The following is a 16,616-nucleotide window of genomic DNA, read 5'->3' on the forward strand; positions in this document are numbered from 1 at the left end:
AATTTCCTCTGAGGGGACTATGGCCTAGGATCCGAAATGCACGCTCAGAGACGCCAATTAAGAATAATCACGGGAGTAGGCCTTTTCACTTCCATCTAGGTGCCGGTCTGCCATGACGTTGAAGCAGGGAAGCATGAAAATTGCGGTGATTGGCGGGGGGCCGGCCGGTCTGATGGCTGCTGAGGCGGCGATTGCCGAGGGCGCATGCGTGGATTTGTATGACGCCATGGCCTCCGTCGGTCGAAAATTTCTGCTGGCGGGGAAGGGTGGGCTCAACCTGACACATTCTGAACCATTAGAGAGATTTTTTGCACGGTATGGCGCCCGGCAGGGGCAGTTCCAATCCTTGCTCGCCGGATTTGGCCCGGATGCGCTACGCGAGTGGGCACATGAACTGGGTGTTGAGACGTTTGTCGGATCATCCGGCCGGGTATTTCCCACAGATCTCAAGTCTGCACCTCTTCTGCGCGCGTGGCTGCGCCGGCTGCGCCAGCAGGGTATGGCGATTCACGTGCGGCATCGCTGGGCTGGTTGGACCGAGAGCGGATCCCTCCGGTTTGCCACGCCCCAAGGGGACCGTCTCGTTTCTGCTGATGCGGTGGTATTGGCGTTGGGTGGTGGCAGTTGGTCCAGGTTCGGCTCAGATGGAGCGTGGGTGCCGTTGCTCGCCGAACAAGGTGTTTCCATTGAACCATTCAAACCTGCGAATTGCGGGTTTAATGTGGCTTGGAGTCCGCACCTTCGCGGCCGCTATGCCGGTCATCCCGTGAAGCCGGTTGCCGTTGCGGGAATCACTCCCGAGGGCGTTGAGTTCCGGCAACAGGGCGAATTCGTTCTGACGGAGACCGGTCTTGAGGGAGGCGTGATCTATGCGATCTCGGCATGGATGCGCGACGAGATTGGGAAAACCGGCACGGCGCTTCTTCGATTGGATCTGGCGCCCGACCGTGATGTGTCGCGGCTCATTTCAGATTTATCACGGCCGCGTGGTTCACGCTCAATGGCCAGCCACCTGCAGCGCCAGGTTGGTATTTCAGGGGTAAAAGCCGGCCTTTTGAGGGAATGTGTGTCCAAACAAGACTTTGCTGACCCTGTGCGGCTCGGGGCGGCCATCAAATCGCTGCCCGTGCGTCTCGTCGCGCCCCGCCCGTTGGAGGAAGCGATCAGCACGGCGGGCGGAGTGGTCTTCGAAGCCTTGGACCAGCGATTGATGATCCGTGCCTTGCCGGGAGTATTTTGTGCGGGAGAGATGCTGGATTGGGAAGCCCCAACCGGTGGCTATCTTCTGACTGCGTGTTTTGCCAGTGGCTATGCTGCGGGTGTCGGGGCCGCAAGGTGGCTGCAATCGACGCGGAACTTCACTTTGGTCACAATCTGACAACCGCCAATTCACTGGAGTGCTATGGGCATAGACTCTTTCTCGTTGTTCCACCCAAATGGGGCATGTCTCTCACCTGGGTAAAAACAAGGTAAAAATTCTACGCCCAGGCGTTGGCATGAGCATTTATTTTGGTATAAAATATTTTTTTATTTCTCTATCCCCTTTCATTTCCTGGAGTTCATCAGAGTAACGCACAAAGGACTTGTACAAGATGACCGTTACTCATCGAATGCTTTACATTTTATTTGCTACTTTGCTGCTCTCCTGGTTGGTGATTCCCGGAGTCTGGGCTGAAGAATCTTCTCAGGTTCTGACAAAACAGGCGATGGAGGAGTGCCAGGAGGGGAGAAGGGCGAAGGAGGAAACGGTTCGGGTTGATCATTTTGAGCGGGGCCGGAAGTTGGCTGAAAAGGCTGTGGGGCTGGACGAGGGGTCAGCCGATGCGCATTTTGCGCTGTTCTGTAATATTGGCGAGCGCATGCGCGCCAACGGAGAAGTTCTTTTCTCGGTGTTTGAATATGGACGGATGATGGAAGCTCTGGACAAGACGCTCTTGCTCAATCCTAATCATATGGATGCCCTTTCTTCTAAAGGGACCATCCTCATCGAAGTCCCCGGGTTATTTGGAGGAGATTCTGAAAAAGGCGAAGCGATGCTGCGGCACGTAATTCAGCAGGATCCTCAATCCATTAATGCCCGCATGGTGGTCGCGCGTTCCTGTGCCGAGCGGGGTGAGGATCAAGAGGCTTTTGATTTAGCGAAAAAGGCGCTCGAGCTTGCCAGGGCGGGGAACCGGGATGATCTCCTCCCTGAGGCTGAGAAAACATTTTCGGAAATTCAGACGAAACTGGCTTCCAAGTAAATTACAATTCCGTTTTTGTCCGTGGCCGGTTGGGACGGTATCACTCTTCAAGCATTGTCGTTTTATTCTCCGCAATCTTCTCCTATTCTCCGGTCCATTGTCGCAGCCGTGTTAGAGGCAATCCAGCTTCCGGACTCTCTATAAGCAAGATAGGGTGACGTGCGTGGATGTATCCAACGATTCAGGACGCATGGCCACAAGTCATCCGCATGCAGGTCTTCCCGATTATCTGGTTCACGGGTTATCTATTCTCTTTGTTGGAATTAACCCGGGTCTGCGTTCTGCTGAGGTCGGGCACCATTTTGCCGGCCCATCCAACCGGTTTTGGAAATTGTTGTTTGACGCCAAGCTGATTCCCTTTCCTATGACCTATCAGAATGATTGGCAATTGCCCGAATTCGGATATGGACTTACCAATCTGATTGCCCGGCCGACCGCCGGTGTTCAGGATTTGGAAAAACGGGATTTTCTGGAAGGGCATCAGGCATTAGTGACAAAAATCACGATCTATCAACCTCGACTCGTGGCCTTGTTAGGAGTCAGTATGGCTCGTATGCTTCTCCGGTCCAAGAAGGAGGCGACTCTGGCTGTCCAACGGTTGATTGATCACCCTATTCAGGTTGGCCTGCAATCTCTTGCCCTTGGGGGTGCTCCTGTCTGTGTGTTGCCGAATCCGAGTGGAAGAAATGCCCATTATTCTTATCAGCATATGAAAGCCTTGTTCGGTGAGTTGAAGGATTGGAGCCAATCTGCCTGAGCCGAAGGTCTGGCGGGCAAATTGCCCACACAAACCAGTCGTTCCCATCCTGAACAGAAGAATACATGGATCTCATGGCTGAGGTGCTCAAAGAAAAGTCTCACATACCTGTGCTCTTGTTGAATAACCGTGAGAGAGTGAGTCGGTTCGAAAAATGAGTGTGGTGACGCGCTATGCGGGCCATTCTGAAACGCTGGGGGTACGGATGACTGATAAAAGGTCGATTCTCATTGGACTCGTTTTTTTTGTAGGGCCTGGCTGGTTCGCGGGGTTGGGAGAGTCTTCGGCCATGTCGATTGCCCAGGCCATTGAACAGGCCAAGGTGGCGACAGTCGGGATACTGCAGGCTGATCAACTTGAGGTTCCAGAAAATGATTATGGGCTCCCGGTCAGTATTCGCGGATCGGGCATCCATATTGGCCGGGGCGTGATTGTGACGGCACGGCATGCGGTAGAGCGAACCGAGGGAGGGAAAGTCATCATCCCGGACACCATTCATGTGGTGACGGACGACCTTTTTGAATTGCCGGCCACTCGCCTGGGAGCCAATGCTTACCTGGATGTGGCTGTGTATCAACTCCAGGGTGCCGAATCGGATTGGCCACAAGCGCATGTCACCTTTGCCGATGAGGATGTGACATATGGCGACCGGGTCTTTACGGTCGGGTATCCACTGGGTTGGGGCCCGGCGATTAACTTTGGCACGACTGGAAATCCCAATACGTTTTTGCCGACGGTGAACAGTCGATTAATGCAGGTGGATATGTCCGTGTGCAGTGGCAATTCCGGCGGGGGGCTATTGAATCAACATGGCCAACTGGTCGGGGTCATGCATGCCATCATTCAAACGGAAACGCAACATGACGATCGACGGTGTGCCCGATTGGCTTTTGTGCTTCCTGGACCCTTGGTTCAACGGGTGGTGACAGCCGTCTTAGCGGATAGGGTTCCGGGGTTTTCGGTGCTGGGGATTCAGCTCCAGACATTGAGGATGGGAAGTCGTTGGGCGCTGGTCGTGGCCAAAGCGACCGGTCCCTCACGCCATGCGGGATTTCAAAAAGGCGATGTGTTGGTGGCCATTAATGATGTGCCGATTACCACACCGGCACAATTGAAAAATTATCTGATTGAGCGAACGGAACCCGGCCAGGTTGTCGAGCTCAGGGTTCAGCGTGGAGATTCTCAGGAGCTGCTCTCGGTTACGTTGGGTCGATCCTAAGAGGGCGTTCGGATTGAGAATAAATCCGCTTCATGTGTTTGGCTTCCTGCCAGCGGCTTGCCTGTCTTTGTGGGGTTCCCACCTTTTTATGTCAGGTCTTCAGGCACAAGGGAGTCCGTTTCGTCTTCTCGGGCAGATATTCCTCAACCCTATTCTTTTTCCTTCCTGTTGACCCTTCCTCTGATTTTTGAGAGTTCATGTCTCATCCAGGGAAGAGGCCGAGGGAGCAAGTCAGGCCGTTGAAAGGTCATGAATCAGGCCATAATTCTCAAGATTCTCTCTAAATGATCCGATAGACCCACCAAAGCCAAAAAACATGGGGTAATTTACCTGCGAGAGGGTCATGGAAAAAGAAGGAGTACTGCCTAGCCATGATTATTAAAGAACGAAACATGAATGGCTTGCCGGTCGTGAGTCTTTCAGGAAAGTTGGATATTTTTTCAAAAAATGCCTTTAAGGAGACTGCAGAAAAATATACAGACTCGAATTCACAAGGGCTTATCCTGGATTTTCAAGGGGTGACCTTTTTGGATAGTGTGGGGTTAGGGGCTCTGGTGCTCCTTGCCAAGAAGTTCCTGAAACTCAAAGGCCGCATGATTATTGTGAATCCTCAGGATCCGGTGAAAACCCTATTATCCGAAATGCATATGGAAAAGATCATTCCCATGTACACAACGGATCCGGAATTTTCGACATTTTCTGTGCTTTAGCTCTCCTATCTCTCCCTCCTTTTCTTTTCCCAGTTGGCTGTTTTTGGTGAGGAGTCCTCCGGGATTCTCTGACGGGTCACCCATCTGTTCTTACCTGACCACATCCAGCTCATGGGGAGGAGGAGGTCAAGCATCCTCCATGCCGAGGCTATCAGGCTCCACTATCGGCGTTGGGGTCTGTCTCCGGGTGTGATGAAGGGGTAGTCAACGGAGGGAGAATTCCAGTACAGTAGAAGGAGATTTTCGAAAGAGGACACAGTTTTTGTAAACGGATAGCTTCCTCCTCTCTAACCTGTTCAGGTTTTTCTCGTAGGTCCATTTTCACAACGGTTCATCTCTGATCTGTGACTCCTCCTCTTCATTCCTTTCAGTACGATGTGATTGTCGTGGGCATGGGGCCTGCGGGGGCTTCGACCGCATATGAATTGAGCCGATTGGGAATGTCCGTGGTGGCGTTTGATAAGCAGGTGCATCCCCGGTACAAAATCTGTGGCGGAGGGCTCTCAGCTAGAATTGAACGAATTCTCCCGGCCGATTTCAAAGCGATTATTGAGGGGACGGTGTATCGTGTGCAATTTATTTACGGGGGAACGGATTCCTTCATTGTCGAATGTTCGCGTCCCGTGGCCTACATGGTTATGCGCCAGACCTTCGATCAATGGTTGGTCGAGAAAGCCCGGCAGGCTGGAGTAGAGATCCGGGAAGAGGAGTCTGTTGTCGCCATTCAGGAATTAGAGGATGGGGTCGAAGTGACCACAGGGAAAGGACGGTATCGCGGCCGGGTGGTCATCGGAGCCGATGGAGCGATGAGTGTGGTGGCTCAACAATGTTTTCGGGGGCGAGAGGTCGGAAATATTCCTGCCTTGGAAAGTGAATATCATGGAGACACACCTCATGCGTTTCAGCGCACACAAACCGTACTAATCAGTTTACGCGCAGCGAAAAAAGGATACGGCTGGGTCTTTCCGAAGGAAAATGGATTATCGCTGGGTGTGGGCGAATTTATTCGTGGCAGAAATCGTCCTAAACGCAGTTTTGAGGATTTTATCAATCATGAATCCGCTTTAGCGGGGCTTGCGATTCCTTCTCCACTCGGGCACCCCCTCCCAATTGCCCATCATCCGGCGTTTCGCCCTGGGCATCGGTGGACCGGTAGCTTGGTGCGGCATCGGGCCGTGTTGGTTGGCGATGCCGGTCATTTGGTTGATCCGTTACTGGGAGAAGGTATTTATTATGCTGTTCGATCCGGACAATTGGCGGCAGCCAGTGTGGCCTCCTCCATACGGGATCCAAGACATCGGTTGGAGGAATATGAAAAGAGTGCGGAAGCTGAATTCGCACTGGAATTTCGAGTAGCTTCTCGATTAGGAGCCATCATTTATGGATTACCTCGATCTTGCCATTGGTGGGCGGGCCGGACCTTTCCCGACGCCTATCAACGGGTGCTCGGGCGCTATTGCGAACTCTTACAGGGAACGGAAACGTATCAGACGCTTTGGGCCAAAATTCTCCAACGACTGAAACGTCCATTTGGGTGTTCATAACCAGGGATGTGAAGCGTAAGAATGGTGGAGAGGACAGGGAGTGATGATGGTCTGCTGTTGGGATAATGATATTCGAGGTTAGCCCTGACCAACGCCGCTCGGCGTTCATGCCATTTCAACAGACGAGTGCGCGAGGTGGTCCTTCAGCAAGCAGATCCTGCGGGCTGGTTTCTGGCTTTAGAGGGAGAGATGTTGAAACGGGTCCTTTTCTGCGTGAGTCCGGTCTGGCAGGAATGGAGTCGTTCTCCATGTGGGAAAGTGAAAATATTGATGTCCTAGTTTATGAAGGTCGGACTTTTAAGGAGTGTGATACGTATGTCAGCGCTGATTTATGGACAGAAGCTTACCAAAGCCTATGGGACCAAGCGTCTCTTCCAGGAACTGACCCTAGGCGTTTCAGAAAAAGACCGGATCGGAATTATCGGGCCGAATGGATCGGGGAAAAGTACACTCCTTCGAATTTTTGCCGGGCTTGAACAGCCGGATGAGGGAAGAGTCACTCGACGGCAGCATCTTCGCATTGCCTATATTCCCCAACAGGCTGATTTCGATTCGGAGTCTACGGTCGCCGAGGAAATTGAACGAGCGGCCTTGGCTTCCGGCCTGCACGCCCACGATTGTGTGGCTCGAGTGCAGGAGACATTGGGACGCATGGGGTTTGCTCAGGGTGATCAGCTCGTAGGTCCTCTTTCAGGCGGATGGAAAAAACGGCTCGCCATTGCCTGTGGGTTTGTTCAGGCGCCCGATGTCATGCTGGTGGATGAACCGACGAACCATCTTGATCTGGAAGGAATGCGTTGGTTGGAGCAGGTGATGGCCCAGGCTCCATGGCCTTGGGTTATGGTGAGTCATGATCGATGGTTTCTTGGGCATGCGACAAATAAGATTGCCGAAATAAATCGGAGATATCCGGATGGGATATTTCTTGTTCCGGGAGGCTATGAGGAGTTTCTGGTTAAGCGGGAAGAATTTCTGAATAGCCAAACTCAACAGGCTCAGGCGTTGGCCGGAAAAGTTCGGAGGGAAGAAGAGTGGCTTCGTCGAGGTCCCAAAGCTCGATCCACAAAAGCAAAGTCCCGCATAGATTCTGCCCACGCGTTGCAGGCTGAATTAGCGGAGACCCAGGTGCGCTTGCGACAAGAGGAAACCTCCATCGATTTTGTCGGTTCGGGTCGTCGCACAAAACAGTTAATGGTTGTCCATCAGCTCCGAAAGACGTTTGGCCCTCGAACAATTATCCAAAAATTGGACTGGGTCATCTCACCGGGAACTGCCACCGGGGTCTTAGGGCATAATGGCTCGGGGAAGTCCACCCTGTTGAAATTGCTTGCCAAGGAATTGGAGCCTGATCAGGGAAGCGTGACGTATGCGGATAAATTGCAAGTCGTATATTTTGATCAAAATCGTGATCAACTCGATCCAAAGATGACCCTGCGGCGGACGTTGTCGGATTCGGGACATACCGTCATGTACCGGGGCCAGACCGTGCATCTGGCTGGATGGGCCAAACGGTTTCAGTTTCAGCCTGAACAATTAGATCTCCCTATTGAGTTGCTTTCCGGTGGCGAGCAGGCCCGGGCGGTCATTGCCCGCTTAATGCTGCAGTCCGCCGACGTGTTGATTGTGGATGAGCCTACGAACGACTTGGATATTCCGACGCGAGAAGTGTTGGAAGAAAGTTTAAAGGAATTTCCCGGAGCCTTGATTCTGGTCACCCATGATCGGTACATGATGGAGGAAGTCTGCACGGATTTTGTCGGATTAGACGGGCAGGGAGGATACGGGCAATTTGCCGATTATGGACAATGGGAATCCTGGCTTCGCCGGCAACGATCAGGTAAAGATCAGACCGGCACTCAAACAAAGAGTGTCCGTGCCACGGCTGAACGGCCAAAAGCAAAAAAACTTTCGTTTCGTGATCAGCAGGAGTATGACACGATAGAAAAACGGGTCCTTGATGCCGAGGCGGTACTCGAATTGTGCCGAATTGAAACGGAAAATCCCAAAATTGCAGCAAATCATCTCAAGCTTCAAGAAGCCTATGAAAATCTCAAGTCCGCCGAACAGGAAGTGGAACGCTTGTATACCCGATGGGCGGAACTTGAAGCCAAGCAACAGGCGTAGAGTACAATGAACATATGAGCGCCTGTGAAACTTGGTCGTAATCCGATTATAAGTTGACCCTGCCATGAGGCAAAAGAGAGTCATGACATGAAGATCCTCTCGAGTATCATTCTGAGACTAATCATGATTCTCCTGCTCTGTTGGGGAGGGGTAGCATGGGCCGGTTATGAGGATGGAGAGGAGGCATATTTGCGAGAGGATTTTCCCGCCGCGCTGTCTGAATGGCGACCCTTAGCGGAAGAGGGAAATACCGAGGCGCAAAATATGTTGGGCTATATGTATCGGTATGGGCAGGGAGTGCCACAGGATTTTGAGCAGGCTCGATTGTGGTATCGCCGGGCAGCCGATCTGGGGAATGCCAGGGCTCAGAACAATCTCGGGGCGATGTACCGCCAGGGTTTGGGTGTTCCGCAGGATTATCAAGAAGCCTTTCGTTGGTTTCTGCGGGCCGCCGAACAGGGCAATGGTGGTGCGCAAAATCATGTTGGCCTCATGTACTATAAGGGAGAAGGGGTACGGCAGGATCTGGTGCAAGCCTATATGTGGGCATATCTGGCAGCACAGCAGGGCCTGGATCCGTCCATCCAAGCTTTAGATCTCCTCTCGCAGGAGATGTCCGCTGCTCAGATCAGCGAGGCAACAGATCTTGCACGGAAATGGAAACCCAAAGGTGAAGAGGTTGCCCTTTAGACATTAGACATATGTCGGATCCCCCCTGCATTGAGATGTGAGTTGTTCCCCTTGCCCATTTGCCGTGAGTGATTCCGGTCGTTGAGAGGTCAGGACTCTGAAAGATGTGATGTGATTGGAAGGTTAGGCGTTAATTCCGCGACTGCAATCTCTCCCTGTATTTGACTCCCTACCAGTGGAGTGCTACCCTGATCTACGGTGCAAGCGATGGTGGTTCTCCTGCCTTTCCTGCCTTATCATTCCAGGGGGGATTGATCTCGACGATCATTTCGTGAGGGAGCATGGCCTTCATTCCTCCTCGCTTTCCCTGCCGTTCGACAGGACGGTGTGAGTTCTTTCTCATGATTAGCAAGGTTCTTTACACAGAAGGAGGCTTCTAATGAAGCTGACAATGAAGTGGGGTGGTAAGGTTAGAAATAGAAAAACATTCAAACCTGAACCGAAAATCCGTTGGGATCTCCTTGGCCTCGCTGACCCTTCTAAAGAAAAAATTCCCATGCCGATCGATGAGGTTCGCCGACAAGTTCTAATGATGTCGAGTCCTGGGTTCGATCAGGATAGCGCGACTCGCCTTGATGTGGTGCCTCAAAAAATTTCCCGTTCCTCGACCTCGGGAAAGCCATTGTCCAAAGCGCGCAGGGAGTCCACGTAACGCAGGTAGGCTCCTTGGCTGGCCGAGAGTCGGCACATGGAGACTCGTGAGGGCCGGTGCCTCAAACTAGATCGTCCGGCATATTGGTAGAGCCTAGGAAAGCTTCCCAGCTCAACCAACGATGGAGCCGGAGGCGTGAAATCCTATTCGAAAGGAGGAAGATCAATGGGACGACCGACAAAAGTGACCCAGGCCAAACGAAATCGTGAGATGGTCAAAAGAATGAAGCAACAGGATAAGGAGGCCCGTCGTGAGCAACGGAAGTCAGAAAGCGAAGAATCTCCTCGAGTGCTTGATGGGGAAGATCCGGATTTAGTTGGGATACGGCCAGGCCCGCAACCACCCCAATACTAGTGAGTCCTGCAATTTCTCACTGATCCTTCGATCCCGATACCCGTTTTCTTCTTGGGACGCTTTCCCAAATCCAGGCGTGTTCAGTTAAGGTTGGCATTATTATCCGAAATCCCTGCCTTCATCTTTGTTCCTGTTATCTTTGGTCCTCTCTTCATGGCATAAAAACGGGCATGGCAGTGCACCAGCATTATGTATTCCATGGTGTAGTGGCCTCATTCCTAAACAGGTCTATTGGAATCAGATGTTGGCTACAAGGAACGCGAGGATGACCCGGAATCCTTCCAGGCTATTTTAGGTAGCCTCATTGCCCGTAGCTCCTGTCCTGTTCCTGTCCATCCGAGTGTGGCATGTTCCTGATAGAAGTTTATGTAGAAGGTTGGACCGCTTCATGCTGCCAGGCATATTGTATTCGATCCAACTCTTGGTGGAGAGCAGATAATTTGAGACGGACCATCTCAAACGATTCATGGCGATCATGTTGCTCCAATGCCAAAGCCAACTCGGCCAATTTTTGCACTCCGACGTTTCGGCAGATGCCCTTGAGCCCATGTGCCGCTAGAGTTAAATCTTCCCAATTTTCTGTCGTGACAGCCTCTTGAACCTGCGAGACGCATTCCAATGCTTCGCGAATAAAATTTTTCAGGATTTTGCTCACAAATTCGTTTCCCCCCAATGTACGCCATTCGGCCAACCTCTCAGCATCAAACGGTTGAGTTTCGCTAGATACGGGTTTGAATGAATCGGAATGCGTGGGGGAATTTCGAAGGTGTACGCCGTCGTCACTATGATGGAGTGGTAGGGCCGTTCGTTCTTCTCGTGGTAACCAGCGATGGAGCATATCCCGGAGCTTATCCGGTTTAATGGGTTTGGTTAAGTAATCATCCATTCCGGCGGCAAGACATTTTTCTCGATCCCCGGACATGGCATTAGCCGTCACCGCAATTATGGGGGTATGGCGTTGTTCTCCTTCCAAGGCTCGAATCGCTTTGGTGGTCGCATATCCATCCATGTCCGGCATTTGGCAGTCCATCAGGATGAGGGCAAACGGCCTTTTCTGAAGAGTTGCAATCGCGGCCCTACCATTTGACACCACTTCCACCTCATGCCCGAGTTTGTGTAATAAAAGTGTAGCCAATTCCTGATTCACCGTATGATCATCTGCCACAAGGATGGTACTCGGTTGCTGTTTCGTGGAAATGTCTTTGAATGAATGCAAAGTAACCAAAGTTTCCTGATTCGCCATTTCTGTGGGTTGTTCGGGGGCCATCACAGCTACTAAGCTTTGTTTCAGTTGTATCTTTCGGACCGGTTTGGTCAGATACGCCTGAAATCCCGCGCGTTGCGCCTCTCTGGCATCACCGCGCCTTCCGAGCGAGGTCAAGAGGAGGCAGCGAACATTCTGAATTCTGGGGTCAGCCTTGATGGCTCTGACTAATTCCAGTCCGTCCATGTTGGGCATATGCATATCGAGAATAGCCAGATCAAAGGGTTTTTCCCGGGCCACACCGGCTCGAAGCACCGCTAAGGCTTCCATACCGGAAGACGCAGAAGTCGCGCGCATACCCCAATCCTCCGCATACTGGGCTAAGAGATGCCGGTTGGTATCATTGTCATCCACGCAACACACTCGAAGCCCTTCCAGAATTGTTTGATCGGTATCAAAGGGAGACGGTAGGTCTTGCCAGTATTTTTGGAGACGAAGGGTAAACCAGAAGACACTTCCCTGTCCCAATTGACTCTCTACCCCTATGGTACCCCCGGATAACTCCACAATGCGTTTACAAATCGCCAGCCCCAGTCCTGTTCCCCCGTATTTTCTGGTCGTTGAGCTATCGGCTTGGCTGAAGGATTCAAATATTTTCTTCTGAGCTTCCGGGGAGATTCCCACGCCGGTATCTGAAACCTGAACGCGAATATTGGTGTCATGCTCTCCGTCTTCCAGGCGCATGATCTGTACTCCAATCTCACCATGTTCGGTAAATTTGATGGCATTGCTCAGAAGGTTGAGTAAAACCTGACGAAATCGTCCGGGATCCCCCATGACTGTCGCATGGACATCGGAGGTGACCCATCCCACCAATTCCAGCCCTTTTTTCAGGGCTCGTTCCCCGACCAGTTCCAACGTTTCTTCCACGGCCTGACGAAGATCAAAAGGAATGGTTTCAAATTCAAGTTTTCCGGCTTCGATTTTCGAAAAATCCAAAATGTCGTTCAGGATTGTGAGCAGGGATTCTCCCGAATTTCTGACCGTGGTGGCATAGTATCGCTGATCCTTTGCCAACTCGGTATCCAGCAATAAATCAGTCATGCCAATAATTCCATTCATCGGGGTACGGATTTCGTGGCTCATGGTCGCAAGAAACTCACTTTTTGCCTGGCTGGCCGCTTTGGCGTCCTCGGCCAAATGAAGTGCCTCGTCTTTGGCCTGACTAAGCTCCTGAGTTCGTTGAGCAACTTTTCCCTCCAAGGATTGTTGATACGATTCCACTTCGCGCCGGTACTGGCGCAACCAGTCAAACATTTGAGTGAACGACTCGGCCAAATCATGAATTTCATCCTTTGTGTCGATCGTGAATTCCATCTGTTGGTCGAGATTGCCTTGGGTAATATCCCTTGCGACCTTGGCAAGTTTTTTGACAGGTGAGGTTATTTTTCTAACCAAAAGAATCGTAATGAGACCGGCCAGGAGGACGAACGATAGGGTGTACCAGGCGAGTGACTGGAGAAAGGTTGCTCGTTTTTCCTCTAATCTTTTGAGATTGAATCCAAATTGCACAAAGCCAATGACTTTCGCCTGAGGTAAAACGGCGTCGGTTGCGGAAAATAAATCATCGGTACGGGGTTGGGTGACGACGGGGGCCAGAAATTCCAAATAGGTTTGGCCGTCACCGTGATTGACTGCATTATAGGAGCGAATGTCAGCCGGGAATACGGTTTTTCCCTGAAGATCGATCATAGGTATTTGAATAGATTCATTGATGGATTTGGATAAAAGAATGTTGGTCCGAGCATTACGCAACGCCACATAGGCAATGTCTGGATTCGTGTCCAGTTGAGCAATGACCTGGCGGAGAGCTTCCTGATTTTCGGTATACATCGCATACTCTCCCGCCTGTGCGACCATGGCGGCGACGGCCATTCCATGATGATGCAGGGCTTCCATTTGATGATTCTGTTGGACGAGAGCCACAATGAGGCCAATCCCTAAGGCCATAATGACAATCAAGGAGAGAATCAGGGTATTGAATTTGGTGACGAGGTTAATCCGTAGATTTTTCATCATATCTCCTGGTCGCTTACTCAAACACGGGATGAGCACCCCTTATGACTCCATCTGAAAAATTCAAGTGCATGTGATTGGTGGAGGTGAGGTTAAGGGCATACAACACTTTTCGAGGCGATTGGGGTTTCAGTGTATGAATATTTACCCCCTTGAGGACTTGTTCTGCTAGTTCTCCGCATTGAACGCCAATATCCACGTAATCCCGATCCAGCGCGTATACTGCTCCCGCTTTGACCCAGGACGTGGAAAGGCCGACAAAGGGAATCCGATTCCGGAAGGAAAACAATAAAATACCCTTGACGGTTTCCGGGGAAAACACGACAGAATCCGTGAAGCCCCACAGAACGTCGGCGTTGCCAGGCAGACTGTCCAGGGCATCGGGCAGTTCCTGGGGGGTCTCCACCTGTTTGGCATAGAAAGTCAGGCCGGAGTCTTCAATTATTTGACGAGCCTGTTCAACGGTCCCGGTGTTCTCCCGGGAATTAAACAACGCCCCAATGGTTTTCTTATCAGGCAACAGCTTTTGGATCCAAGAAATATGTGTTTGCAGAGGAAATTCCAACACAATTCCTGTCGCGTTCTCTGCCTTTGTGAGTTCGGTTTCATTCATGATCATTCCGGCAATGATCGGAATGTTCTTCACCTCACGAATGACGGCTTCTGTCGCAGGAGATCCCAGGGTCAAGACCAGCGAAGGATGTGTCGCTTTCATGGCTTGCAGAATCATGTCTGTTTTCTGGGCAGGTCCTTCAAAGTTTCGAATATCATATTCCACGGCGATTCCCTTCTTGTCTAAATACTGCTGAAAACCCTTCCGCACATCCTGATAGGTATCGCTTTGCTGAGTCATGAGGATGGTGATCCGGGGTTCTGCTCCACCCGGAGCAACTGACCAAGAAAGAAGCACAGCCGTGAACAAGAGCAGGTGAAAGGGTCTTCGCCGGGAATATCTCATCGAGTGTCTCGCGCTGTCATGTAAAGCTCCGAAGTCATACTGATGCGGTACCCGCGTCTATCCTAGGTAATATGGTTCCGGCGCAGATGCCCCATTGGAACCGGAGCGCCATATTATTGAACTGTGGTGGCGTGACACCTCCCGTCGTTTGTTCTCCTTCCCGCGGAGAAACTGAGGAAATAGACAATAATCTTGATGGAAATGGACACTCCTTTGCTAAAGCCACCGGGCCCGCAGCAGCCGAAGGAAAATCCAAAATGGTTGCAACCTTTTTCTGTGTATAAGGCCAGGGCATCTTCATCCCTTTCGGAATGGGATAGATTCTCCTTTATGTTTTTCAGTGAGTTGGGTACATGAAAGAGCAACCAGGAATGAGGGGGATGGGGAAGGGTTGAACTCACAGGCCAATGAGGTGGGGCAAAATGCCGCAGAGATTTGAAAGTAATAGCCCTTTTAGTCCCTTAATTTGGCAGAATTGAAAATGATGAGCAGAGATTATAAAGCAAAAAAAAGGGAGGTTACCCTTAATTATAAAGGCCAAAAGGAGTGGATCATCTTCAGCATATTTCTTCCTACTGATAAAAATACAGTTTCTCCTTGAGGAGGCATAACCTTTGCTGTAGTTCTTGTGAGACAATAAAAGGGGTGTTGATTTCAAGTTAGTGGGATTGAGGATTAGGGAGCAGCCGAGAGTCAGATTAACGGTGAGTGTAAGCAAGGGGGGAAATTCCCAGGTTGTGAAAGGGATAGATCATAGAGGGCCTCCCTTGGAAAAATATCAAAACAAAGGAAGACGCGGTTGTTCTTCTCCCAACATGCCGTGATGCCGTGCAGGTAGTAATGACATGTTATAACGAACGGATTTCAGAAATTGGCAAAAGTCAAAAGAGAAGCGCGGACCGTGAAGGACCGTGAAATCTCTTTGTCATTTACGTCTAATGTAGTTAGACACGAAAAATTTTTCTTGGAGTAAAACAGAACATCTCTTAACGGGGAAGATTCTCAAAATTGGTATGAAGGCCCTTCTGAAAACAAAACCGGAAAAAGGGTTCACTCTCATGGACTGGCCGGATCCCCAACTAGGTCCTTCTGATTGCCTGGTGCGTGTGCAGGCAACTTCCTTGTGTGGAACGGATGCACATATTTATAACTGGGATGAATGGGCGAGCCACCGTATCCATCTTCCCAGGATTATCGGGCATGAAATGTTCGGTGAAGTGGTGGAGGTGGGCCGTGAGGTGTCCTCGGTCAAAGTCGGGGATCGGGTGGCGGCGGAGTCTCATCTTACTTGTGGTGTCTGTTTTCAATGCCGAACCTGCCAGGCGCATGTTTGTAAAAATTATCGCATTTTAGGCATTGATTTTGATGGTTCCTATTCGGAATTCGTCTCTCTTCCCGAACGGGTCTTGTGGAAAACAGCAGGTGATATCCCACCGGAGTTGGGTTGTCTGCATGAACCATTGGGCAATGCGGTCGATGCCGCCTTGGCGGAAGATCTAACCGGGCATACTGTTCTTGTAACTGGTTGTGGCCCAACCGGATTGTTCGCGATTGCCGTCTCCCGCCTTGCGGGAGCTGCACGTATCATTGCGACCGATATCAGTGATTATCGTCTGCAATTAGCAACGCAGCTTGGTGCCGACCATGTGCTCAATGCCAACACGGTATCGCCCGAGGTCTTGGGCGCCTCCTTGTCCGATCTCTTGGGAGGGGAGGGAGTGGATGCTGCGTTGGAAATGTCGGGTGATCCGGTCGCCTTACATCTGGCGTTTCAGACCGTGAAAAACGGGGGGCGGGTGACTTTGTTTGGCATCCCCAGGGGGCAGGTGTGCTTTGATTTGCCCAATGAAATTATTTTCAAAGGTATACGGGTCTATGGGGTGACGGGCCGCCGGTTGTTCGGGACGTGGTACCGGTTGGCCGGATTGTTTAAGGCAGGGCTCAACATTCGACCCGTCGTGACCCACACCATTCCCATGGCTGACTTTGCCAAAGGGTTTGATCTCGTCAATGCAGGCCAATGCGGCAAGGTTGTGATGTTGCCTTAACCCCAAAAAGGAAATTCATCACATGATGAGTTTCCCC

The 16,616-nt window shown here is 51.2% G+C and carries 13 protein-coding genes; 11 read left to right on the forward strand and 2 right to left on the reverse strand.

From position 1 onward, the window contains the following. Nucleotides 1–133 precede the first annotated feature (133 nt). The 10 genes from H6750_05700 to H6750_05745 all read left to right on the forward strand — a co-directional run bounded on the left by H6750_05700 (nucleotide 134) and on the right by H6750_05745 (nucleotide 10,293). Nucleotides 134–1,378 carry a TIGR03862 family flavoprotein gene (locus H6750_05700; protein MCB9773803.1) on the forward strand — a complete coding sequence of 415 codons (1,245 nt, stop codon included), beginning with the start codon at nucleotides 134–136 and terminating at the stop codon, nucleotides 1,376–1,378. 214 nt (nucleotides 1,379–1,592) lie between these two features. After that, a complete protein-coding gene (locus H6750_05705; protein ID MCB9773804.1) occupies nucleotides 1,593–2,243 on the forward strand; it encodes a hypothetical protein in 651 nt (216 codons plus the stop codon). Nucleotides 2,244–2,433: 190 nt separating this feature from the next. Next, entirely contained in the window at nucleotides 2,434–3,000 is a 567-nt protein-coding gene (locus H6750_05710; protein ID MCB9773805.1) for a mismatch-specific DNA-glycosylase, read from the forward strand. Between the two features lie 154 nt (nucleotides 3,001–3,154). Next, nucleotides 3,155–4,219: a serine protease gene (locus H6750_05715; protein ID MCB9773806.1), complete on the forward strand. Its 1,065-nt coding sequence runs from the start codon at nucleotides 3,155–3,157 to the stop codon at nucleotides 4,217–4,219. A gap of 371 nt (nucleotides 4,220–4,590) precedes the next feature. Further along, a complete protein-coding gene (locus tag H6750_05720) occupies nucleotides 4,591–4,929 on the forward strand; it encodes an STAS domain-containing protein (GenBank protein ID MCB9773807.1) in 339 nt (112 codons plus the stop codon). Between the two features lie 344 nt (nucleotides 4,930–5,273). Then, nucleotides 5,274–6,473: an NAD(P)/FAD-dependent oxidoreductase gene (locus tag H6750_05725; GenBank protein MCB9773808.1), complete on the forward strand. Its 1,200-nt coding sequence runs from the start codon at nucleotides 5,274–5,276 to the stop codon at nucleotides 6,471–6,473. Nucleotides 6,474–6,788: 315 nt separating this feature from the next. After that, entirely contained in the window at nucleotides 6,789–8,597 is a 1,809-nt protein-coding gene (locus H6750_05730) for an ABC-F family ATP-binding cassette domain-containing protein (protein ID MCB9773809.1), read from the forward strand. An 87-nt stretch (nucleotides 8,598–8,684) separates the two neighbouring features. Continuing rightward, a complete protein-coding gene (locus H6750_05735) occupies nucleotides 8,685–9,287 on the forward strand; it encodes a sel1 repeat family protein (GenBank protein MCB9773810.1) in 603 nt (200 codons plus the stop codon). A gap of 379 nt (nucleotides 9,288–9,666) precedes the next feature. Then, nucleotides 9,667–9,939 (forward strand): hypothetical protein, encoded by a 273-nt coding sequence (locus H6750_05740; protein ID MCB9773811.1) that lies wholly within the window; start codon nucleotides 9,667–9,669, stop codon nucleotides 9,937–9,939. Between the two features lie 165 nt (nucleotides 9,940–10,104). Then, nucleotides 10,105–10,293, forward strand: coding sequence for a hypothetical protein (locus H6750_05745; protein ID MCB9773812.1), 189 nt, complete (start codon nucleotides 10,105–10,107; stop codon nucleotides 10,291–10,293). A 364-nt stretch (nucleotides 10,294–10,657) separates the two neighbouring features. Here H6750_05745 and H6750_05750 read toward each other — a convergent pair whose 3' ends face one another. Further along, nucleotides 10,658–13,576: a response regulator gene (locus H6750_05750; GenBank protein ID MCB9773813.1), complete on the reverse strand. Its 2,919-nt coding sequence runs from the start codon at nucleotides 13,574–13,576 to the stop codon at nucleotides 10,658–10,660. A 13-nt stretch (nucleotides 13,577–13,589) separates the two neighbouring features. After that, nucleotides 13,590–14,531, reverse strand: a complete 942-nt coding sequence (locus H6750_05755; protein ID MCB9773814.1) for an ABC transporter substrate-binding protein — start codon at nucleotides 14,529–14,531, stop codon at nucleotides 13,590–13,592. 1,013 nt (nucleotides 14,532–15,544) lie between these two features. Here H6750_05755 and tdh point away from each other — a divergent pair. After that, nucleotides 15,545–16,579, forward strand: a complete 1,035-nt coding sequence (gene tdh, locus H6750_05760; GenBank protein ID MCB9773815.1) for an L-threonine 3-dehydrogenase — start codon at nucleotides 15,545–15,547, stop codon at nucleotides 16,577–16,579. Nucleotides 16,580–16,616 lie beyond the last annotated feature (37 nt).

It is taken from the genome of Nitrospiraceae bacterium, assembly GCA_020632595.1.
Classification (GTDB): domain Bacteria; phylum Nitrospirota; class Nitrospiria; order Nitrospirales; family UBA8639; genus Nitrospira_E.